Genomic DNA, 21,204 nt, shown 5'->3' with positions numbered 1-21,204 from the left:
GTAAGGTTTACGAAAGGAAGTAATGACCAATGGAGAACTTTGATAAAGATTTACGTTCAATACAAGAAGCGAGAGATCTTGCTAGACTTGGAAAGGTGGCAGCTAATAAAATTGCTGATTATACTGAAGAGCAAATCGATAAAATTTTACGTAACATGGTTAGAGTTGCAGAAGAAAATGCAGTTTGTTTAGCACAAATGGCAGTTGAAGAAACTGGTTTTGGTAAAGTTGAAGATAAAACTTTTAAAAACCATTTAGCAGCTACTATACTATATGAATCAATTAAAGATATGAAAACTATCGATATAATTAGAGAAGATGAGGTAAACAAGCTAATAGAGATTGCTGAGCCAGTTGGTTTAGTTATGGGTATAGTACCTTCAACAAACCCAACTTCTACTGCTATTTTTAAAGCTATGATTTCAATTAAATCTCGTAATGCTATAGTATTCTCACCACACCCATCTGCTGCAAAATGTACAATTAAAGCAGCTCAATTAATGCACGATGCAGCTGTTGAAGCTGGTGCACCAGAGAATGTTATAACATGTGTAACTTCACCTTCAATTGGAGCTACAAATGAGTTAATGAAAAGCAAAGAAGTTGCTATAATAATAGCTACAGGTGGTCCAGGAATGGTTAAAGCTGCTTACAGTGCAGGAAAACCAGCTCTAGGTGTTGGTGCAGGAAACTCTCCAGCATACATAGAAAAAACTGCCAACATAGAACAAGCTGTTAGAAATATTATGGCAAGTAAAACTTTTGATAATGGTACAATCTGTGCATCAGAACAATCAATAATCTGTGAAGAATGTAATGAAGCTGCAGTTATTCAAGAGTTCAAAAAGCATGGTGGATACTTCATGACTAAAGAAGAAACTGATAAAGTTTGTAAATTATTATTCAAAAATGGACATGCAATGAATGCTAAATTTGTAGGAAGAAGTCCACAAGTTATTGCAAGTGCTGCAGGAATTGAAATTCCTCAAGGAACTAAAGTACTTATAGGAAGACAAAACGGAGTAGGTGAAGGTAATCCATTATCATTTGAAAAACTTACAACAGTTCTTGGATTCTATACAGTAAAAGATTGTTACCAAGCATGTGATTTAAGTATTGAATTACTTCAAAATGGAATTGGTCACACAATGAGTATCCATACTGAAAATAAAGATATAGTTATGAAGTTTGCTAAAAAGCCAGCTTCTCGTATCCTTGTTAACACTGGTGGAACACAAGGTGGAACAGGTGCAAGCACAGGTCTTAATCCTTCATTCACTTTAGGTTGTGGTACATGGGGAGGAAGCTCAGTATCTGAAAATGTTACTCCTGAGCACCTTATAAACATTAAGAGAGTTGCTTATGGTTTAAAAGATTGCGCAACATTAGCATCTAATGACCCAACTTTCAACTGTATAAAAACTGCTGAGAATTGTCACAGCGTACAAAATCAACTTATGAATATGAGTCCAGATCAAATTGCAGCAGCTGCAGCGGCTTTAAGTAAAGATAACGCTTGCGTTAACAATACTAATTGCAATACTGATAGCACAAAAAATGAAGAGATTTTAGACTTAGTTAACCAAATAGTTGCCGCTATGAAAGGGGCAAACTAATGGATAATTGTGAAGCAGTATTAAAACTTTTACTAGAAGCTGTGAAAAACGATGGACAAAAAACTGCATCTCAGGGAAATTCATCTGAGATTCCAGTAGGAGTTTCTAATAGACATGTACATCTTTCACAAAAGGATTTAGAGAGTCTTTTTGGTGCAGATTACAGTCTTACAAAACTTAAAGACTTATCTCAGCCTGGACAATATGCATGCAAGGAACTTGTAACAATTTGCGGACCAAAAGGTGCAATTGAAAAAGTTAGAATCCTTGGACCTGTAAGAAGTAAGACTCAGGTTGAAGTATTAAATGGAGATTGCATTAAACTTGGAGCAGCATCAAATGTAAGACTATCTGGAGATTTAAGCAGAACACCTGGAATTACATTAGTAGGACCAAAAGGTTCTGTTCAAATTGAAGAAGGCTTAGTAGTTGCACAAAGACATATTCACATGACACCTGAAGATGCTAAAAACTTAGGAGTTTGTGATGGAGATATAGTATGTATAAAATTTGACGATTTAAGAGGCGGAATATATAGTAATGTAGCTATTAGAGCTAATGATGCTTCAAAACTTGAATGTCATCTTGATATAGAAGAAGCTAATGCAATGGGCATTAACTCAAAATCAAAAATAACAATTGTAAAGTAAAAAAAGTAACAAAATAAGTGGTTATAATTAAAAATTATAATATAAATAAAAGATATTTAGGAGGATTATAAAATGAAATACGATGCATTAGGAATGATAGAAACAAAAGGTTTAGTAGGATCAATTGAGGCAGCTGACGCTATGGTTAAAGCAGCTAACGTATATTTAATAGGTAAAGAATATGTTGGAGGCGGACTTGTAACTGTTATGGTTAGAGGAGATGTTGGAGCTGTTAAAGCTGCTACAGATGCTGGAGCTGCTGCTGCACAACGTGTTGGAGAATTAGTATCAGTTCACGTAATCCCACGTCCACATTCTGAGGTTGAAGTAATTCTTCCATCTTCTAAAGAAGTTGCAAAATAGGATTTTAATAACATTTTAAAAATAGAAACGTCGCTAAAGATAATTTAGCGGCGTTTTCTTTTTTTCTTTTTTTGCTATTATAATATAAAGATAATTTTAGAATAACTAGATAATTATGTATTAAATGTATTATAATTATTAAATACTACAATTTAAGCTTTAATAAAGAAAATTAATTTAGTTGGGGGATTAATATGGAGAAGAAGATAAAATTGATTATAACTGATTTAGATCGGACCCTTTTAAGGACGGATAAAAGTATTTCTAACTATAGTTTAGATGTTATAAGAAGATGTAAGGAGCAAGGAATATTTATTGCTATAGCTACAGCTCGTTCTGAACGAGCAGCTGCTAAATACATTAAATTAATTAATCCTGATATTGTAATTTCTAATGGGGGAGCATTAGCAAAGTGCAAAGATGAAGTTATTTATAAATGTATGCTATCAGCACAGGTATCTGATTCCCTAATTAAAGATTGTGTGATGAGTTCAAATATTGGTGAAATAACTGTTGAAACTGAAAGTGGATATTATTCCAATAGTGAAGAGATAAATAAATTCGGTGAAGATTATACTCATGCTAAATATAATGATTATTCCAAGTCACTAAAATGTATGACTTATAAAATAACTGTGGAGGTTTTCGAAAGTAAAGCTGCAGAGGAGCTAGCTTCTAAGTATCCACAATGTAGTTTTCTAACTTACGTTGGAGAAGATTGGTGTAGATTTGCTCATAGAGATGCCACAAAAATTAATGCCATTAATGAAATCGTTAAATATTTAAATATTAATCTAGAAGAGGTAGCTGCATTTGGTGATGATATTAATGACCTAGGAATGATAAAACATTGTGGACAAGGCATAGCAGTATCAAATGCAATTAAAGAAATTTTAGAATGTGCATCACATATTACAGGAAGTAATGATGAGGATGGTGTAGCAGCTTATATTAGAGAAAATTTCTTATAATAAATTCATTAAGGGAGTGCTTTAATATGAAAAAGAAACTAAAACTTATATCAACATGTTTAATATCTATTCTTTGTTTAACAGCTTGTTCAAAGGTAAATGAAAATCCAGAAGTAAAGGCTTTGAAAAAAAGTGTAATACCAATAAGTACAGTGGAAGCTGATAATGGCTTTAAAGATTTAATGCCACTTAAGGATATATTAAAAGATAAGAAAATAGTTGCCATGGGGGAAGCAACTCATGGTACTAGTGAATTCTTTAAAATGAAGCATAGATTCTTTGAATTTTTAGTAGAAGAAATGGGATATAGAGTCTTTGCTATGGAATGTGACGGGGGTGGCGGACAAGTCATAAATGACTATATTTTAAAGGGGGAAGGTAATGTAGAGGATTCTTTAGATGGATTAGGATTATATAGAACTGAAGAAATAAAAAACATGATAGAGTGGATGAAGGAATATAATGATGATCCATCTCATAAAGAAAAAATTAGATTTTATGGATTTGATATGCAGGGGATAGTAGATACACTTCCTAAACTTAGTTATTATTTAGGAAAATTAGATAAAGAGCTACAGACTAAGGTAGAAGAAGATACTCTTAACACAATTTATAGAAATGATATTAAAGCTCTTACCAATGAACAACTTGATAGTATCCTATTAAATATAAATGAAATTCAGAAAGATATGGAGAATGCAAAAGAAAAGTACTTAAAGAACAACTTACAGAATGAGTATGAGTTAGCTATATGGAATCTAAACCTTGTATCACAATGTGTAGAATATCATATAGAAGTTAATAAAAGTGTAAATCATATAATTGAATCAGTATCAGTAATGAAGATACGAGATAAATATATGGCTGCCAATGTTAAATGGATACAAGAGCATGAAGGTAAATTAGGAAATGATAAAGTTATGCTATGGGCGCACAATGTACATGTATCATATATGGATGATATTTATAAATATATGGGTAAAAATTTAAAGGAAATGTATGGAGATGAATATTATTCTATAGGCTTTGAACTTTCTAGAGGAAGCTTTAATACAAGTGATATGTCTACTGGGACTTTGACAAGATTTGATATAGATAATAATGGTTCTGAATATTTAGCATACAAATTTGATAAAACTAAGATACCTATATCATTTTTAGACTTTAATTCAGCATCTAAAAGTGAAAAAATATCAGAAATATTATCGGAGAGTCAAAGTTTTAATCATAATGGTGGATTTTATTATAATGAAAATACTCCAAAAAGAATTCAATATATACCTAAAAATTTGTTTGATGGATTAATATATATAAAAGAAACTACAGAGTCTAAGCTCGTATACTAAAATAAAAAAGCTAATGGGGGATAATAAATATGAAAAAGAAATTAAGACTTATATCAATTGTTTTATTATCTATTCTTTGTTTAACAGCTTGTTCAAAGGTAAATGAAAATCCAGAAGTAAAGGCTTTGAAAAAAAGTGTAATACCAATAAGTACAGTAGAAGCTGGTAATGGCTTTAAAGATTTAATGCCATTTAAGGATATATTGAAGGATAAGAAGATAGTTGGCATGGGGGAAGCAACTCATGGGACTAGTGAATTCTTTAAGATTAAACATAGATTCTTTGAATTTTTAGTAGAAGAGATGGGCTATAGAGTCTTTGTTATGGAATGTAATGGTGGAGCTGGACAAGTAATAAATGATTATATTTTAAAGGGAGAAGGTAATGTAGAGGATTCTTTACCTGAATTATATAGAACGGAAGAAATAAAAAACATGATAAAGTGGATGAAGGAATATAATAATGATCCATCTCATAAAGAAAAGATTAAATTCTATGGGATGGATATTGTTGATATATTAGATACACTTCCTAAACTTAGTTATTATTTAGGGGAACTAGACAAAGAGCTACAGACTAAGGTGGAAGAAGATACTCTAAACACAATATATAGAAATGATATTAAAGCTCTTACAGCTGAACAACTTGATAGTATCCTATTAAATATAAAAGAAATTAAGAAAGATATGGAGAATTCAAAAGAAAAGTACTTTAATAACAACTTACAGAATGAGTATGAGTTAGCTATATGGAATCTAAATCTTCTATCCCAATGTGTAGAATATCGCATAGAAGCTAATAAAAGTGTACATCCATTTGTCCTATCAGTTGCAGCAAGTAATTTACGAGATAAATATATGGCGACCAATGTTAAATGGATACAAGAGCATGAAGGTAAATTAGGAAATGATAAAGTTATGCTATGGGCACACAATATACATGTTTCATCTATGGATGATATTTATAAATATATGGGTAAAAGTTTAAAGGAAATGTATGGAGATGAATATTATTCTATAGGCTTTGAATTTTCTAGAGGAAGTTTTAATGTATATGATGGTATGTCTACTAATAGTTTTACAAAATCAGATATAGATATTAGTGCTTCTGAATATTTAGCGTACAAATTTGATAAAACCCAGGTACCTATATCATTTTTAGATTTTAATTCAGCATCTGACAATAAGGAGTTATCAGAAATACTATCAAAGAATCAAATTTTTAATTTTAGTAATGCATTTTATGATGAGAGTATTCCAAAAAGCTTTCAATATATACCTAAAAATTTGTTTGATGGATTAATATATATAAAAGAAACTACACCTTCCAAAATACAATAAGGCATTAAAGTTTGAAAAATTAGTCAAATAGAAGAATAACATAGTTAAGAGGATAATTTAGTATGAACAATAAAGATTTTATAAATATAAACTACCTTAAACATGGTAATAAAAAACAACAAAATTCATATAAAGTACTTAAGGAGCTGGATATATTTAATGTTTTAAGAAAGTTTAATCCAATATTAGTAGGGACTATACCTATTAATATTGATATAGAAAACAGTGATTTAGATATAGTATGTGAAGTTTATGATTTTAAGGAATTTCAGAAGAGAGTAGAAGATAGGTATTTTATGTTTAGTAAATTTCATATAAGTAATAATAGTACAGATAATGAGACAATATTAACTGTAAACTTTTATGTGGAGGATATTGAAATAGAAATATATGCTCAGTCATTGGATAGTTGTAAACAGAATGGTTATAGGCATATGGTAGTGGAAGATAGAATACTTAGATTAGGTGGAGAAAGAACTAGAGAAGAGGTTGTTATCCTTAAGAAAAATGGATTGAAAACAGAACCGGCTTTTGCAAAACACTTAGGTTTAGATGGAAATCCATATGATGAGTTATTGAGATTAGAAGAATGCAGTGATGAGGAAATTAAAAATATGTTAAATATGATATTCAGCAATAAACATTAAAATAACTACTAAAACTTCTAATTTTAAGGTAAAACAATAGTTAGGGCTATAATTAATGGTTTGACATGAAAATTAGAAGGGTATAATATAATATTAACAATTGAATATTATGGAAGATGGGTTCGGTTATATTCTCCTATAACTGATTAAAAGAGAAGCTGGGTGAAAATCCCACACGGTCCCGCCGCTGTAAGAGAGGAGTTTTCTTCTAAGATGCCACTGTTTTTTATGGGAAGGCAGAAGAAAATAATGATACTTGAGTCAGAACACCTGCCTATTTTTTACGCTATAATTCTACGAGAGATGGAAGGGTGTGATTTAATCTATGATAAATAAGATTTAAGACCTTTTAGTTTTAGTAGCTAAGAGGTTTTTTAATTTACCATTAATAAAGCAATAAATTTAAATTATTAGTAAGGAGTGAGTGTATATGAAAAGAGCACAATTCGATAAGGAAAGTTTATTATTAGTTATATCAGAAGTACCAAAGGTTTTGAAAAACCTAGATAATATTATAGATAGGAATAATGAAAAAATAGATACTGAAGAAGGAAACTTTAAGGCGGAATTTACTAATTTTATAGAGCTTTTAGGAAAATATATGAGTAAATGCCTAGTGACTATAAGTGAGCCTTATAATGAAAATTTATATAGTGTAAGTATAGACAACTCAGTAGATGCTGGATTTTTACCACAAATATCATCTGAGTTTTATAACTATTTAAAAGGCTTTAAAAACTGTGAAGAAACTATAAAAAATGTATCCTATAAGGAACTATATAAATTCTACGTGGATAACCATGATAACATAGATAAATTATATGACCATATGATAGAGTTTACTAACAAATTATAAAAAATAAACCGTACCCTAAAAGGTGCGGTTTATTTTTATAATTAAATCTTTAATTTAGTTAAAAAGTGAACTGAAGAATTCGCTAATCCAGCTAAATAGTTTATCAAAGAAGCCTGAATCCTTAAGTTCTTTTCCTAGAGCATTCATTTCATCTTTAAATTTAGATGCACTTTTGTCTAAGGTATCCTTAAGTTTAGAATAGTCTAAGTCTAGGTCATTTATATTAGACATCAATGTAACCATATTGTTTTGAATGGTAGCACTTATATCTACATCATATTTTTTTTCAACTTTTTCAATAATTTCTTTAATTTCCTCTTCGCTAGAAGGCTTGTCTTTTATAACAGCTGTTTTAACTTCGTTGATAATTGCAGAAGCTTCTGTATCCCCTATCTCTTCAGCTAAGTCTAGGGATACGTCTATTTCCTCTTGAGCGGCTTTTTTATTAGAGGTAGATAATTCACCACCCATTATATTCTCAGCACCAGCAAGGATTCCAGCAAGAGCTGATTCTCCAGTTACTTCAAAAGGAGCTGAGGCTGTAACCTCTGCATTCAATATTCCAGAAGTAATTAATGCATTTGCAAGCATATCATTAGTTACTAGTGTTAAGTTAGAAGAGTTTACTGTTACGCCATTTTCCTTTTGTAATAGCTTAACATAGGCACTAGAATACCATCCACCTGTAAAATTGGCTAATTCTTTTTCATCAAGACCAAATTGTTTTAGTGCCATTTTACTGTCTACATATATAGCTTCAATATTGTCTGGAGCTTTAAAGTACTTTCTTAATTGAGCTTCTTGACTATCACTTAAATCAGAACCAAAGCTTAGAATTTCACCACTTGGGTATTCACCATGAATATCTGCAAAAGCAGTTGTAGGTATAGATATACATGTTAAAATACCTATAGTCATAGCTAATTTTTTAAAAAATTTCTTTGACATGTTAAATTCTCCTTATACTTAAAATGTAAGTAATACTATCTATATAATAAAATCTAGATAGTTACTTTATATATCTTATTATATATATTATATTTTATATTTATAGGATATAGAATAAATATTAATAAATTTGTAAGAAACGAAAAGAGTAAATTAACTGTAACATCTATGGAAATTAAACAATTTTAGTATTAGAATGGAATTATAGTTAAATTTTAAAATAAAGGTGGGATTTGGGTGTATAAAAATCAAATAGAAGAATATTTTCACAATCATAAGGATGAAATGTTAAATGACATATGTGATTTAATAAAGATAAGAAGTGATAGATCAGAGACTAAAGAAGATATGCCTTTTGGAGAGGGTCCAGCAAAAGCTCTTAAGGCTGCTTTAGAGCTAGCAGAAGGTATGGGATTTAAAACTACAAATTATGATAACTATGTAGGAGCTATTGATTTTAATGATAAAGAAAAGCAATTAGATATTTTAGCCCATCTAGATGTAGTACCGGTTAGTGATGATTGGACAGTTACAAAACCTTTTGAGCCAATAATAAAAGATGGTAAATTATATGGAAGAGGTTCAGCGGATGACAAGGGACCAGCATTAGCAGCTTTATATGCTTTAAAGGCTGTTAAAGATTTAAATATACCTTTAAGTAAAAATGTTCGTCTTATATTAGGAACAGATGAGGAATGTGGAAGTTCTGATATAGCATATTACTATAAAAAAGAGAAAGAAGCACCTATGACTTTTTCACCTGATGCAGACTTTCCTGTTATAAATATTGAAAAGGGAGGATTACATAGTCCCTTTGAAAGTAAGTTTGAAGAAGATAACAACTTACCAAGAGTGATTTCTATGACAAGTGGAGTTAAGGTTAATGTAGTTCCAGATACTGCAATTGCAGTTGTGGAAGGTTTCTCAGAGGAAGAAATAAATAAATATTGTATAGATGCGGCAAAAAGTACAAATTTAAAATTCACCTTTGATAAAGACGGTGAAAGCTGGGTTATTAAGGCTAAGGGAGCAGGAGCACATGCGTCTACTCCTGAAAATGGAAATAATGCTCTTACAGGAATGTTAGAATTACTCACATCTATGCCATTTGTAAGTAGTGAAGGATTTAAGAAACTATGTGCTGTTAGCAAGTTATTCCCACATGGAGATTTTAAGGGGGAAGCTTGTGGTATTAAGATGAGTGATGATCTATCTGGTGAATTAACTATAACTTTGAATATATTTAAATATACTACTTCAGAGTTAAGCGGAACCTTTGATTGTAGAGCACCACTTTGTGCAACTAATGAAAATGTGCGTGATGTTTTAAGAGACAATATGGCAAAGGATAATATAATCTTATCTAGTGATGATATGTTCCCAGCTCATCATGTTGATGAAAACTCTGAGTTTATACAAACTCTTTTGAAATGTTATGAGGAATATAGTGGACAAAAGGGTGAATGTATAGCCATAGGAGGAGGTACTTATGTTCATCATATTAATAATGGAGTAGCTTTTGGATGTACAATGCCAGGTACTGATAATAATTTACATGGTGATGATGAGTTTGCAGTAGTAGATGAACTTCTACTTAGTGCTAAAATATTTACTCAAGTAATTATTGATCTATGTAAATAATATTTTAATTTAATAAGCCTAGTTAGGATAAATAGAATAATAATTTCATTTATCTTAGCTAGGCTATTTTATAGTAGTTAAATAGGTAAGAAGAGTATTAAATATTCTTCTTATTATAACATGGATTTAACCATGTTATAAAACAGCAAAATCCCTGAAACCAGCATGAATAGAACAACTAGTTAACTAGTTTTATAGTTTTATAGTTAAATAGGTTTATATGTAAATAGTTTCCTAAGTGAGATTTTATTATAATTAGTATATGATATTATGTTATAACATATCGAAGTTATAGTGAATATTTTATTTCATATATAAAGGAGAATAATATAATGGAGAAGTTTGAAGGACAACTTAAAGAAGCAATGGGAAAAGGTGGAGCATATATAGAGATACCTTTTAATGTAAAAGAAATTTTTGGAGCTAAGAGGGTTAAAGTTAAAGCTACTTTTGATGGGGTGCCATATAGGGGATCTATTGTTAGAATGGGAACAGAGTGCCACATAATAGGTGTAACTAAAGATATAAGAAAAAAGATAAATAAAGATATTGGAGATTATGTTAAAGTTATAGTTGAAAAAGATGAGGAAGAAAGAAAAATTAATCTTCCTGAAGATTTTAAAATAAGAATTGAAGAATCTAATGAAGTGTATGATTTTTGGAATAGTTTATCTTACTCTAATCAGAAGAAATATGTGGATTATATAGATTCTTCTAAAAAGGAAGAAACACGAAAAAAACGAGTAGAGGATTCGATAAATAAGTTAATTAATAAAGAGAAGCTATAAATAAAGTCCCCAAATCCTATGTAGTACAAAGATTATTGATGAATAGTCTGTATAATAAAATCCCTGCAATACTATATTACAGGGATTTTAATAAGTTTTGGGTTGTATAAACTCTAGTTTCATTCCTTTAAAAGTACCTGGGGGGGACAAATTTTAAAAGGGAATCTTATGAAGCTAGAGTATGTATAGATAATATTATTTAAACTACAGCTCAGAATTTACTAGGCTGTAGTTATTATATTTTAAATTAAATTACTTTATATATTATTTATTATTTGGAAAAAAAGTTGGTGCTTCAATTAAGGTTGCAAAAATATATTCATGAGTATGGGCATTGTCTCTACTTGTTTTTCCTTTTACAAAGTGAACATGCTTACCGTTGCCAACATAAATAGCTGGTCCAGTAGTATCACAAATTTCATGGTAATGATTATAGAAATCAGTATTTGTTTCAAGTTTGTGAACGTGTGAGTTACGGTAAGGAATAGCTTCACCAGTTACACCAGCAAATCGATGGTTGTGAATATTGCTACAGTCTACACAACCAGATTTTGTAGAACCATTATATTCATGAACATGGGTTTGAACTTCATGTCTACAAGAATCATTAGAAGTATTGCTATTAGAATTATTACATTTATTGTGTTTTATATAGTCGTTACTGGCATCATATTCATAATTAGAATAGCTAGGATAATATTCATAATTCTCATAGTCTTCAAAAGCATCATTAAAATTATCATAGTTATTATACATATTACTCATTTATTTCCCTCCAATGCCTTAGAGGCATACTACATATTATGATTATTCTAATATATTGGTGACACCTTTATTATGATTTTTAAAAATATATTTTATTAAAAGATATATTTTTCTTATAAAACCTTTTAGATAATATTTTAGAGTGAAATGTAGCATAATTAAGATATATATTTTATTTCATTACTACTTTTAAAGTTTTATTTAATATCAATAGAAGTAGATATTAGTTAAGGGAGAGGAGGAGTAGGTTTGAGTTCAATAATATATATACAGATTATAGGATTAATAATATTAATAATACTATCTAGCTTTTTCTCTGCATCAGAAACTGCCTTAATGTCTATTAGCAAGATAAGGGTTAGACATATGGTAGAGGAAAACATAAAGGGAGCTAATAGAGTTAAGGAATTAACTGATAATCCTAGTAGCTTATTAGCATCAATTTTAGTTGGGAATAATGTTGTGAATATAGCATCATCTTCTTTAGCAACGGTTTTAGCTATTAGTCTTATTGGAAGTAGAGGTGTGGCTATAAGTACTATAATAATGACTATAGTAGTACTTATTTTTGGTGAGATTACCCCAAAAACTTTAGCTTCACAAAATTCTGAGCAAATATCACTAAGAGTTGCAAATCCAATATTTATTATAAGTAAGATGCTTAAACCAGTAGTTATCATAACTACTACAATATCAAAGTTCTTTATAAAATTACTTGGAGGGAAAAGTGATAGTAATAAACCATTTATAACAGAAGATGAATTAAAAATCATGGTAGACGTTAGTGAAGAGGAAGGTATACTAAAGTCAGAGGAAAAGGATATGATTCATAATGTATTTCAATTTGGAGACCTTTATGCAAAGGATGTTATGGTTCAAAGGGTAGACATAATAGCTTTAGATATAGAGGAAAGTTTAGATAAGATTATTTCAGTTATAAAGGAAGAGGGGTTTTCAAGAATACCTATATATTCAAATACTATAGATAATATAGTGGGGATATTAAATGTTAAAGATATTATATTTATGGAAGATACTAAGGGATTTAGTTTGAAAAACTATATGAGGGAAATAACCTATACCTATGAGTTTAGAAAGGTTACAGAGCTATTTAAAGATATGAATAAAAATAGGCAGCATATGGTAGTAGTCCTTGATGAATATGGTGGAACCGTTGGAATTGTAACTATTGAAGATTTAATAGAGGAGATAGTTGGAGATATAAGTGATGAATATGATGATGAAGAACCAGAAATATATGTGGTAAAGGAAGATGAGTATATAGTTGAAGGAAGTGTTAGAATAGAGGATATAAATGAACTTATAGGAACAAAAATTGAGTCCGATGAATTTGATTCCATAGGTGGATTTATAATAGGTGTGCTAGGAAGATTCCCTAATATAAGCGAAGAAATAATTTATAGTAATTATAGATTTATAATTGAAGATATAGATCGGAATAGGATAAAGAAAATTAGAATATATACATAGGTAGGAGTAAATAAAGAATAGATATTAATAAAACTTTACTAATATCTATTCTTTTATTTATAGAATTTATTTTGCTTATGTTGTAAAGCTGTTATAGAGCTAAACTAAGAGCTATAAGACCTTGTCCTACATAGTAACATAACAAGTTTAATGCTGTCATGTAAGATGGTGATTTTTTATGAAAATATATAAAGCATAAAATTAAATCAGATAAAAAGAAGAGACATGCACCTATAATTATAAGTATAGTACTTAAATAGTTTTCATGGATTAAGGGAGTTAATGACAATGCCCTTGTAACCATAAAACTAATTATAATTGAATAAGTAACAACTAGTTTATAGGCTCCTTTAAAATCAAAGCCTTTTATTAGATTTAAAAATAGAATAGAGATTATTGAAATTAGTATAAATAATAGAACATGCCAAATTAGCACTGGGGTAAGAGTAGCAAAGGCTAAAGAAAAGAATATATGAGCAATAGAAAAACTAATTAATCCATATACAAACATTTTGCTTACTTCATCATCTTCATTAGTATTAAAGGCAAGGAATACATCTCCAATTAAAGATGTTATTAATGCAAAAAGTATAAAGATGAAGTATTGGGTATTGAAGTAAAGAATTTTATAGCTAGATACGCATATAGCAATAAATAATAGACTAGTAATAGTCTTAACTATAGGCATTTTATAGCCATGAGGATGATAATTAAAGTATATTAGAAATCCTAGTGATATTAGCATAAATATAAAAAATGTAAGTGATAACATACTTAACCCTCCTTCAATAAAATATAAGTAATAAAATTATTATAGCATATGTTACATATAAGTAAAACAATGGAAAAGAAAATGTTTTATTAATAGATAAATATTATTTAATTAAAATGTATTGATTTTTTATAAATAATGCTTTAACATTAAATTACATAGATTTCGAAAATGAGAGAGAGGTATTTTTGTGAGTGTCTAGTATCTAAAATAGTAATTAAATATTAATCTTAAAAATTTGGGTAGTATATACCTTTATTTGTTGTGGGATTAATTAAAACTATTAAAGATACAAGTCCACGAAATTTACATTAGGATAGCTATAGCTATCTCTGTTAATGGCAAGTTTAAAGCTGTGGGAGTATCCATGGCTTTTTTTATTTTGGAAATCTATGAAGGATTTCATGGACTTAATAATAAGTAAAGGAATCGTGAAAATGAATATTAGTACATTGGAAAAATTACATTATAATAAAATAAAAGAAATTATTAAATCTTATTGTGTAAGTGGATTAGGAAGAGAGTTACTAGATAAACTTCAACCTAGTAATAATATTAAGCAAGTGAAAAGAATGTTAGAGGAAACATCTGAAGGTAGAAACCTTATTGATGCTTCTTATCACATGCCATTAAAGGGAATATTTAATATTGCTCCTTTGATAGATAAGATTGAAAAAGGCTCAGTGCTTGAGCCATCAGAGCTAACAACAATAGATAATTTTTTACGTGGATGCAGAAAGGTTAAAATTTTTATAGAAGATAAAGAAGGATATGCGCCAACTTTAAGTGCTTATGGTAAAAGTATCACAGAATTAAAATATATTGAAGAGGAAATAGAGACTTCAATTAAAGGAAGCATAGTGGATTCTAATGCTAGTAAAGAACTTAAGAGAATTAGACGACATATAGAAAGTTGTGAAGAAAAGATAAAAGAAAGGTTAGATAAGTTTATAAGAAGTAGTGCCAATAAAGAATATATTCAAGAATTTTTTATAAGTCAAAGGAATGGTAGATATACAATTCCTATAAAGGCTTCCTATAAGAATCAAGTTCAAGGGTCCATAGTAGAAGTGTCTTCTAAAGGGACTACTGTATTTATAGAGCCAAGTTCTGTATCAAAGTATACTGCAGAGTTAACTACACTAAAATCAGAAGAGACCATGGAAGAGTATAGAATACTTGCAACTTTAACTGATATGATATTTGAGAGGATTAAAGAGCTAAAGATAAATATAGAAGTCATTGCAGAATATGATATGATTCTAGCAAAAGCAAAATATAGTAAAGATATAGATGGAATACAGCCGATTCTAAATAATCATGGATATATAAATATAATTAAGGGGAGATATCCATTAATTAAAAATGCCGTTCCGCTAGATTTTAATATAGGAGATGACTATAGAACCTTGATTATAACTGGACCTAATGCAGGGGGGAAGACCGTGGTGTTAAAGACAGTGGGACTTCTTACATTAGCTACACAAAGTGGATTTCATATAGGTGCTGAATCAGGAAGCGAAATAGCCATATTTGAGAAAATATTCGTGGATATTGGAGACGACCAAAGTGTGGAAAATGCTTTAAGTACATTTTCATCTCATATTAAGAATCTTAGTGGAATTTTAAAGGAGAGTAATAAAAATACCCTTCTTCTTCTGGATGAGATAGGAAGTGGTACAGAACCTAATGAAGGAGCAGCACTTGCTATTGCCATACTAGAGGAATTCTATCATATGGGATGCATTACCATAGCATCTACTCATTATGGAGAGATTAAAAATTTTTCTCAAAATCATCCTGATTTTGAAAATGCAGCAATGGAATTCCAAAGAGAGACCTTAGATCCACTATATAAGCTTTCTATTGGGAAGAGTGGAAATAGTAATGCTCTTTATATTTCTAAGAAAATGGGTATAGCTGATAGAATAATAGAGAGAACAAAAAAATATATTGAAACTAAAAGTTATAACTATGAATTACTAAGGGATAGCAAGATTACTAAAAATAAAGAAGTTGATAATTATAGTGAAGAATCCTATAACTATGAAAAAGGTGATAGAGTTATTGTTCTAGATAAGAAGTTACCAGGGGTTGTGTATAAAGAAAAAGATGAATTTAATAATGTAATTGTATTTTTAGATGGTGATTTTATAGAAGTGAATTATAGGAGGTTAAAGCTAGAGGTTAGTGCTACAGAGTTATATCCTGAAGGTTATGACTTAAATCAGATTTTTATAGCTTATAAGGAAAGAAAGTTAGAGCATGATATAGAAAGAGGTTCTAAAAAAGCACTTAAAAAAATTAAAAAGGAATCCCAAAAGGGAATTATAAATAATAGCTAGTGTTAATATAGGTATATAATAAATGGCGGAGGATATCCTTCGCCATTTATTATGAGATTTTAATGTAGGTATTAACATATTTAATTGCTTTTGACTAAAGGCTTAATTTTTTATAATGTGGGTTTCTATAATTTGAAGTTCTTTAATCAATTCTTGTCTAACAAAACCTTTTGTATTTACTGAGTCAGAAGTTATAACTCGCACCTCGTACCACAAGGTTTCTAAAGCTTCAACTGCATCAAGAATTGCTACCCTTGAGTTAGATGGGATGGAGCGGAGTATAGGACTATTACTGAGAGGTGAGATATAAAGAGAGCACCTTTTTATTGTTTCACCAGTATTAAATCTAATAGGCCTAGAATAAACTTTTAGAGTTTCATTTGGCTTATTAATAGTGTTTAATTGAGATGTTAAACTATTATTTTGTTTTGTTAGAACTCTTACTTGAATATTTTGTTTGTTATATTTATCATTCAAAAGATAATATAAAATTCCTAATCCACCAGAGGTAAGAAGTAGGACATAAATGAAAAAAGTTTTTATCACGAATATACCTCCATAAAAGAGCTTGCTAGTATAAATATATTCCTTTTATTTATAAAATAGACTTAGTAAAATTAATATGTAACATTAATAAAACTAGCGAAAGTTTAGTGATATAATTCTATGTGAGGAGTTGATGAATAAATGGCTAATACTAAAACTAATGTGATGAGGATACTAGATAATAGTAATATAAATTATAATATATATACATATGAGGCTAAGGATAGTGCTGTAGATGGAATCTCAGTAGCTAACAAAATAGGAGTAGCAGTAGAAAAGGTATTTAAAACTCTTGTTACAAAAGGCCATAGTGGAGATTTTTATGTATTTGTAGTTCCTGTAGCAAAGGAACTGAATCTTAAGGCGGCAGCAAAGTGCGTTGGAGAAAAGTCAGTGGAAATGATAAAAGTAAGTGATATGCTTAAGATAACGGGATATATTAGAGGAGGATGCTCCCCTATAGGTATGAAGAAAAATTATAATACTGTAATTGATGATTCATCCCTGAATTTAGATAAAATCATTGTAAGCGGTGGTAAAATTGGATTTCAAGTAGAAGTATCACCAAAGGATTTAATTCAGCTGATAAATGCTGAAACTAGCCCCATTGTGAATTAAAATATACATAAAAGAAATAAAGGTTGTCCTAGAAGATAATTTAATTCTTACTAAGACTACCTTTAATTATTATATAGCTAAAGAAAATCTAATATAATCTAATATAAAATCATCAGCTAAAGCTTTCATGTCATTGTGCTGATCTAAAGAATGTTCATCATATACGCCTATAACCTTCATACCAGCTTTTTTAGCACCTTGTATAGCTGGAAGTAAGTCTTCAAAAACCATGCACTTATCTGGAGAAACGCCTAATTTATTGGCTGTTAGAAGATATACATCTGGAAAATCTTTTCCCCTTTTTACCTCATTAGTTAAGGTTATTGTATCAAAATATTCATATATTCCATTAGCTTTTAAGCAAGCTTCTAAAAGCAAAGTGTTATTGCTAGTAGCCAATGCAATTTTTATATTATTTTCTTTAAGTAGGTTAAAAAATTCTTTAACACCAGGTTTTAGTTTCACTTTATTACAATAAGCTTCATAAGCCATGTCATTCCAATGCTCTTTAATTTCTTCTAAGGTATAGGGTAAATTAAAGGAATTCTTAAAGTAAATAGCTACTTCATTAAAGCTAAGATGAGCAATGTCATTATTTAATGATGGAGGCACATCTAAATTATGTTTAGCTAGGTATTCTGTATCGATTTTATTCCATACCCACATAGAATCAACTATAGTACCATCCATATCAAAAATTGCAGCGTCTATATTTTTAAACATATATTATCACCCCCGCATATTAACATAACAAATAAAACTTTTAATGTAAAGTGTAATGAATATAATATGGAAACTATCTCTTACTACTAATAAAAATTAATAAAAAAGAATGTAATAAAATTAAAAACATATAATGTATTAGTAAAATAAAGGGGGAAAACTATGGATCTCTTAGGTAAGTTTTGGGGTATTATTTCGGTAATATTTACTTTAGGAGCGTTGTCAAGAGTAGTATCTTTAGGATTTTATAATAAGTTTATTAGAGGATTGTCAAAGAAAAAACATAGAGGCATAATAAATAAAACTATTAACATAAATAGTATTTTAGAAGAGAACCATGGCGTGTTTGGAGTGGGGGCATTTATTTCTTCTATAATTCATATGTTAATAATGAATTATAAGGAAAGTTTTTCTTTTTGGGGGATTGCAACCTTTGTGTGTGTTTTAATAATGGTAGCTACTGGAATTATAAATAAATTTATTTATAGAGATAAAGAGGGCCAAATAAGAAAATTTCATACAACTATAATATTAATATATATTGTATCTTTAGTAATGCATATAATTTTCACCAAATGATATATTATTTAAGAAAAGCTGTTAATAGGTGTAATAAAAAAAGATAGTGTTATTGTAACAGATTTAAGGTTTAGTTACAAAACACTATCTTCCTATAGTAAATCAAAACATATACGATAAAATAAAAAGGAACATGACATTCATGTTCCTTTTGGTCGGGGTGACAGGGATTGAACCTGCGACCTCATGGTCCCAAACCACGCGCGCTCCCATCTGCGCCACACCCCGCCGACAAAAATTATTATATGATATATTTAATAGGTTGTCAACATATTTTATGCAAAAAGTTTTGCTATATAACATATTATTTTTAAAAGGCCAATAAAAGGTGTTATAAAACCAGTATATTGTAAATAATAAAAGATGTTACTGAACGTAAAAAGTACAATAGATGTATTTACATAATATCATTGTCATTAAAAAAATGGAGGAGTACAAAAGATGAAGGAATATAGGTTTAGTGAGGCTTCAAAAAGATATATGAGAAAGCAATTGGCTAATAGTATACTTTTATCGAGTCTTTTACTGATAATTACAATAGGATTATTTATAAGGAATAATCTTTTTTATGGGAGATTTTTATTAGTGTTCTTTATAATAGGACTAATAGTTACAGGCCTTGTTACTAAAAAAGTAAGAATCATTGATGAGCTTAAATATATAAAAGTATATAAAGATAAATTTTGTATAAATAACAATATGAATGAAAAACCAAAAACTCTTTATTTTAGAGATGTAAATAAAGCAATGAGGGATAATAAAGGGATTATATTTTATGTGGGGAAAAGAGATTATAGAATATTATCTAGTTTTTTAGAGCAAAGTGAAGTCGATGAACTTTGGAAGAAGTTCTCTAGGTATAAATAGATATATTTACTATAATTAAAGTCTATAGATTAGATTATGAGCATAGGTATATATTATTCTTAAATTAAGGGGGAGCATAAATGAGTAAAATGAATGTTGCTACTTTAGGAGTAATTATATTAGTTATTTTGGGATTAGTGTGGATTATATGTTTTGATAATATAGATAATAGTAGCCATAAAATAGTTAATAAAAAAAGAGAAATAATAAATTATGATGAAATAAAGGGAATTTGGTTATCTTATTTAGATTTATCAGCTATGCTTAAGGGGAAAAATGAGAATGAATTTAGAAAAAACATATCACAAGCAATAGAAAATGTAGAAGCTATGGGATTGAATACTTTAATTGTACAGGTAAGACCTTTTTCTGATGCCTTATATAAATCTAAATATTATCCATGGTCTATATATTGTTCTGGCATAGAAGGTAATGCTCCGGGCTATGATCCTCTTCAAGTTATTATAGAGGAAGGGCATTTAAGAAATATAAGAGTAGAGGCTTGGATTAATCCCTATAGAGTTAGAAGTGATAGTGTTAAGTTGCCACTGTCTTCAGAGAATCCTGCTAGCAAATGGATAAAGGATGGTAGTGATAATATAATAAAATGTAATGGTGGAATATATTATAATCCTGGCAAAGAAGAAGTTAGGCAACTTATAGTAAATGGAGTAAAAGAAATAGTGGAGAACTATGAAGTTGATGGAATACATTTTGATGATTATTTTTATCCATCTAGTGATGTGTCTATAGATAGTAAAGCTTATGGCGAGTATATAAGTTCAGGAGGAGATTTAGATTTAGAGAATTGGAGACGTGAAAATGTTAATATTCTTGTAAGACAGGTTTATTCAATTGTTAAAGAGATAAGTCCAGAGATAGTCTTTGGAATAAGTCCACAAGGCTCTATGAATAATAACTATAATAGCCAATTTATTGATGTGAAGAAGTGGGTTCAAAACCCTGGATACATTGATTATATTTGTCCACAAATATATTATGGCTTTTTAAATGATAATAGCAATTTTCAACAAGTTATTGAAGAGTTTGATAGTCTTGTTGCTGAATCTACAGTAAATTTATATATAGGGTTATCTGTATATAAAGTTGGTAGTGAAGATACTTGGGCAGGTAATGGAAAGGATGAGTGGAGAAATAGTACAGATATATTAAAAAGACAGGTGGAAGCTTCAAGAAAGTTAAAAAAGTACAAAGGAATATTACTATTTAGGTATGACTCTTTGTTTAATCCATCATCAAATGTAAAAAGTCAGATACAACAGGAGAGAGAAAATTTAAAATCTTTATTTAAGTAAAAAAAAAGAAAGGGGT

General features: G+C 29.5%; 21 protein-coding genes, 1 tRNA gene and 1 riboswitch. Of the genes, 16 read left to right on the top strand and 6 right to left on the bottom strand.

What is annotated here, in order from left to right; genetic code table 11:
* The first annotated feature begins 29 nt into the window (after positions 1 to 29).
* The 8 genes from ACTNBA_RS13760 to ACTNBA_RS13725 all read left to right on the top strand — a co-directional run bounded on the left by ACTNBA_RS13760 (position 30) and on the right by ACTNBA_RS13725 (position 7,789).
* Positions 30 to 1,616, top strand: a complete 1,587-nt coding sequence (locus ACTNBA_RS13760; protein ID WP_441074768.1) for an acetaldehyde dehydrogenase (acetylating) — start codon at positions 30 to 32, stop codon at positions 1,614 to 1,616.
* Positions 1,616 to 2,266 (top strand): phosphate propanoyltransferase, encoded by a 651-nt coding sequence (locus ACTNBA_RS13755; RefSeq protein ID WP_346870047.1) that lies wholly within the window; start codon positions 1,616 to 1,618, stop codon positions 2,264 to 2,266. Before ACTNBA_RS13760 ends, ACTNBA_RS13755 begins: the two co-directional genes overlap by 1 nt.
* Positions 2,267 to 2,338: 72 nt before the next feature.
* Complete coding sequence (eutM, locus tag ACTNBA_RS13750) at positions 2,339 to 2,629, top strand: ethanolamine utilization microcompartment protein EutM (RefSeq protein WP_003358305.1); 291 nt, start codon at positions 2,339 to 2,341, stop codon at positions 2,627 to 2,629.
* Positions 2,630 to 2,823: 194 nt separating this feature from the next.
* Positions 2,824 to 3,600, top strand: coding sequence for an HAD family hydrolase (locus tag ACTNBA_RS13745; RefSeq protein WP_441074763.1), 777 nt, complete (start codon positions 2,824 to 2,826; stop codon positions 3,598 to 3,600).
* A 26-nt stretch (positions 3,601 to 3,626) separates the two neighbouring features.
* Entirely contained in the window at positions 3,627 to 4,946 is a 1,320-nt protein-coding gene (locus tag ACTNBA_RS13740) for an erythromycin esterase family protein (RefSeq protein WP_441074761.1), read from the top strand.
* A gap of 29 nt (positions 4,947 to 4,975) precedes the next feature.
* Positions 4,976 to 6,286, top strand: a complete 1,311-nt coding sequence (locus ACTNBA_RS13735) for an erythromycin esterase family protein (protein WP_441074759.1) — start codon at positions 4,976 to 4,978, stop codon at positions 6,284 to 6,286.
* Positions 6,287 to 6,348: 62 nt separating this feature from the next.
* Positions 6,349 to 6,933: a DUF4269 domain-containing protein gene (locus tag ACTNBA_RS13730; protein WP_441074757.1), complete on the top strand. Its 585-nt coding sequence runs from the start codon at positions 6,349 to 6,351 to the stop codon at positions 6,931 to 6,933.
* 101 nt (positions 6,934 to 7,034) lie between these two features.
* Positions 7,035 to 7,225, top strand: a riboswitch (cobalamin riboswitch).
* Positions 7,226 to 7,363: 138 nt separating this feature from the next.
* On the top strand, positions 7,364 to 7,789 hold the full coding sequence (locus ACTNBA_RS13725) for a hypothetical protein (RefSeq protein WP_150844605.1): 426 nt from the start codon (positions 7,364 to 7,366) through the stop codon (positions 7,787 to 7,789).
* A 54-nt stretch (positions 7,790 to 7,843) separates the two neighbouring features.
* On the opposite strand, the gene ACTNBA_RS13720 is transcribed toward ACTNBA_RS13725, so the two are convergent.
* On the bottom strand, positions 7,844 to 8,737 hold the full coding sequence (locus ACTNBA_RS13720; protein WP_441074755.1) for a DUF1002 domain-containing protein: 894 nt from the start codon (positions 8,735 to 8,737) through the stop codon (positions 7,844 to 7,846).
* Between the two features lie 237 nt (positions 8,738 to 8,974).
* Here ACTNBA_RS13720 and pepV point away from each other — a divergent pair, with 237 nt between their 5' ends.
* The gene (pepV, locus tag ACTNBA_RS13715; protein WP_441074753.1) at positions 8,975 to 10,378 is read left to right on the top strand and encodes a dipeptidase PepV; all 1,404 of its coding nucleotides are present in this window, start codon (positions 8,975 to 8,977) and stop codon (positions 10,376 to 10,378) included.
* 332 nt (positions 10,379 to 10,710) lie between these two features.
* Positions 10,711 to 11,166, top strand: a complete 456-nt coding sequence (locus ACTNBA_RS13710) for a YdeI/OmpD-associated family protein (protein ID WP_441074752.1) — start codon at positions 10,711 to 10,713, stop codon at positions 11,164 to 11,166.
* 264 nt (positions 11,167 to 11,430) lie between these two features.
* Here ACTNBA_RS13710 and ACTNBA_RS13705 read toward each other — a convergent pair whose 3' ends face one another.
* Entirely contained in the window at positions 11,431 to 11,817 is a 387-nt protein-coding gene (locus ACTNBA_RS13705) for a YmaF family protein (RefSeq protein ID WP_441074832.1), read from the bottom strand.
* A gap of 363 nt (positions 11,818 to 12,180) precedes the next feature.
* On the opposite strand from ACTNBA_RS13705, the gene ACTNBA_RS13700 reads away from it, so the two are divergent.
* Positions 12,181 to 13,422: an HlyC/CorC family transporter gene (locus ACTNBA_RS13700; RefSeq protein WP_441074750.1), complete on the top strand. Its 1,242-nt coding sequence runs from the start codon at positions 12,181 to 12,183 to the stop codon at positions 13,420 to 13,422.
* A gap of 91 nt (positions 13,423 to 13,513) precedes the next feature.
* Here the strand turns inward: ACTNBA_RS13700 and ACTNBA_RS13695 are convergent, their stop codons facing one another.
* Positions 13,514 to 14,194 carry a lysoplasmalogenase gene (locus tag ACTNBA_RS13695; protein ID WP_441074748.1) on the bottom strand — a complete coding sequence of 227 codons (681 nt, stop codon included), beginning with the start codon at positions 14,192 to 14,194 and terminating at the stop codon, positions 13,514 to 13,516.
* A gap of 437 nt (positions 14,195 to 14,631) precedes the next feature.
* On the opposite strand from ACTNBA_RS13695, the gene ACTNBA_RS13690 reads away from it, so the two are divergent.
* The gene (locus ACTNBA_RS13690) at positions 14,632 to 16,539 is read left to right on the top strand and encodes an endonuclease MutS2 (RefSeq protein ID WP_441074830.1); all 1,908 of its coding nucleotides are present in this window, start codon (positions 14,632 to 14,634) and stop codon (positions 16,537 to 16,539) included.
* A 102-nt stretch (positions 16,540 to 16,641) separates the two neighbouring features.
* Here the strand turns inward: ACTNBA_RS13690 and ACTNBA_RS13685 are convergent, their stop codons facing one another.
* Positions 16,642 to 17,085 carry a hypothetical protein gene (locus ACTNBA_RS13685; RefSeq protein ID WP_035132539.1) on the bottom strand — a complete coding sequence of 148 codons (444 nt, stop codon included), beginning with the start codon at positions 17,083 to 17,085 and terminating at the stop codon, positions 16,642 to 16,644.
* Positions 17,086 to 17,226: 141 nt separating this feature from the next.
* On the opposite strand from ACTNBA_RS13685, the gene ybaK reads away from it, so the two are divergent.
* Complete coding sequence (gene ybaK, locus ACTNBA_RS13680) at positions 17,227 to 17,703, top strand: Cys-tRNA(Pro) deacylase (RefSeq protein ID WP_441074747.1); 477 nt, start codon at positions 17,227 to 17,229, stop codon at positions 17,701 to 17,703.
* A 69-nt stretch (positions 17,704 to 17,772) separates the two neighbouring features.
* On the opposite strand, the gene ACTNBA_RS13675 is transcribed toward ybaK, so the two are convergent.
* Entirely contained in the window at positions 17,773 to 18,426 is a 654-nt protein-coding gene (locus tag ACTNBA_RS13675) for an HAD family hydrolase (RefSeq protein WP_441074746.1), read from the bottom strand.
* A gap of 162 nt (positions 18,427 to 18,588) precedes the next feature.
* On the opposite strand from ACTNBA_RS13675, the gene ACTNBA_RS13670 reads away from it, so the two are divergent.
* Positions 18,589 to 19,005: a hypothetical protein gene (locus ACTNBA_RS13670; RefSeq protein ID WP_441074744.1), complete on the top strand. Its 417-nt coding sequence runs from the start codon at positions 18,589 to 18,591 to the stop codon at positions 19,003 to 19,005.
* Between the two features lie 152 nt (positions 19,006 to 19,157).
* On the opposite strand, the gene ACTNBA_RS13665 is transcribed toward ACTNBA_RS13670, so the two are convergent.
* Positions 19,158 to 19,233: transfer RNA gene (locus tag ACTNBA_RS13665), tRNA-Pro, on the bottom strand.
* A 213-nt stretch (positions 19,234 to 19,446) separates the two neighbouring features.
* On the opposite strand from ACTNBA_RS13665, the gene ACTNBA_RS13660 reads away from it, so the two are divergent.
* Complete coding sequence (locus tag ACTNBA_RS13660) at positions 19,447 to 19,872, top strand: hypothetical protein (RefSeq protein ID WP_441074743.1); 426 nt, start codon at positions 19,447 to 19,449, stop codon at positions 19,870 to 19,872.
* Between the two features lie 80 nt (positions 19,873 to 19,952).
* The gene (locus tag ACTNBA_RS13655; protein ID WP_441074741.1) at positions 19,953 to 21,188 is read left to right on the top strand and encodes a glycoside hydrolase family 10-like protein; all 1,236 of its coding nucleotides are present in this window, start codon (positions 19,953 to 19,955) and stop codon (positions 21,186 to 21,188) included.
* The last annotated feature ends 16 nt before the right edge of the window (positions 21,189 to 21,204 follow it).

The organism is Clostridium sulfidigenes (assembly GCF_052067195.1).
GTDB classification, from domain to species: Bacteria; Bacillota; Clostridia; order Clostridiales; family Clostridiaceae; genus Clostridium_J; species Clostridium_J sulfidigenes.
The sequence above is the reverse complement of the archived record's forward strand: the minus strand, read 5'-3'. Positions and strand labels throughout refer to the sequence as shown.

Bases quoted from the DNA above. Each gene is read 5' to 3' on its own strand.
- ACTNBA_RS13695 (WP_441074748.1), bottom strand. From the start codon at position 14,194: ATGTTATCACTTACATTTTTTATATTTATGCTAATATCACTAGGATTT.
- ACTNBA_RS13690 (WP_441074830.1), top strand. From the start codon at position 14,632: ATGAATATTAGTACATTGGAAAAATTACATTATAATAAAATAAAAGAA.
- ACTNBA_RS13710 (WP_441074752.1), top strand. From the start codon at position 10,711: ATGGAGAAGTTTGAAGGACAACTTAAAGAAGCAATGGGAAAAGGTGGA.
- ACTNBA_RS13730 (WP_441074757.1), top strand. From the start codon at position 6,349: ATGAACAATAAAGATTTTATAAATATAAACTACCTTAAACATGGTAAT.
- ACTNBA_RS13745 (WP_441074763.1), top strand. From the start codon at position 2,824: ATGGAGAAGAAGATAAAATTGATTATAACTGATTTAGATCGGACCCTT.
- ACTNBA_RS13660 (WP_441074743.1), top strand. From the start codon at position 19,447: ATGAAGGAATATAGGTTTAGTGAGGCTTCAAAAAGATATATGAGAAAG.
- ACTNBA_RS13740 (WP_441074761.1), top strand. From the start codon at position 3,627: ATGAAAAAGAAACTAAAACTTATATCAACATGTTTAATATCTATTCTT.
- eutM (WP_003358305.1), top strand. From the start codon at position 2,339: ATGAAATACGATGCATTAGGAATGATAGAAACAAAAGGTTTAGTAGGA.
- ybaK (WP_441074747.1), top strand. From the start codon at position 17,227: ATGGCTAATACTAAAACTAATGTGATGAGGATACTAGATAATAGTAAT.
- ACTNBA_RS13760 (WP_441074768.1), top strand. From the start codon at position 30: ATGGAGAACTTTGATAAAGATTTACGTTCAATACAAGAAGCGAGAGAT.
- ACTNBA_RS13675 (WP_441074746.1), bottom strand. From the start codon at position 18,426: ATGTTTAAAAATATAGACGCTGCAATTTTTGATATGGATGGTACTATA.
- ACTNBA_RS13720 (WP_441074755.1), bottom strand. From the start codon at position 8,737: ATGTCAAAGAAATTTTTTAAAAAATTAGCTATGACTATAGGTATTTTA.
- ACTNBA_RS13655 (WP_441074741.1), top strand. From the start codon at position 19,953: ATGAGTAAAATGAATGTTGCTACTTTAGGAGTAATTATATTAGTTATT.
- ACTNBA_RS13670 (WP_441074744.1), top strand. From the start codon at position 18,589: ATGGATCTCTTAGGTAAGTTTTGGGGTATTATTTCGGTAATATTTACT.
- ACTNBA_RS13735 (WP_441074759.1), top strand. From the start codon at position 4,976: ATGAAAAAGAAATTAAGACTTATATCAATTGTTTTATTATCTATTCTT.
- ACTNBA_RS13755 (WP_346870047.1), top strand. From the start codon at position 1,616: ATGGATAATTGTGAAGCAGTATTAAAACTTTTACTAGAAGCTGTGAAA.
- ACTNBA_RS13725 (WP_150844605.1), top strand. From the start codon at position 7,364: ATGAAAAGAGCACAATTCGATAAGGAAAGTTTATTATTAGTTATATCA.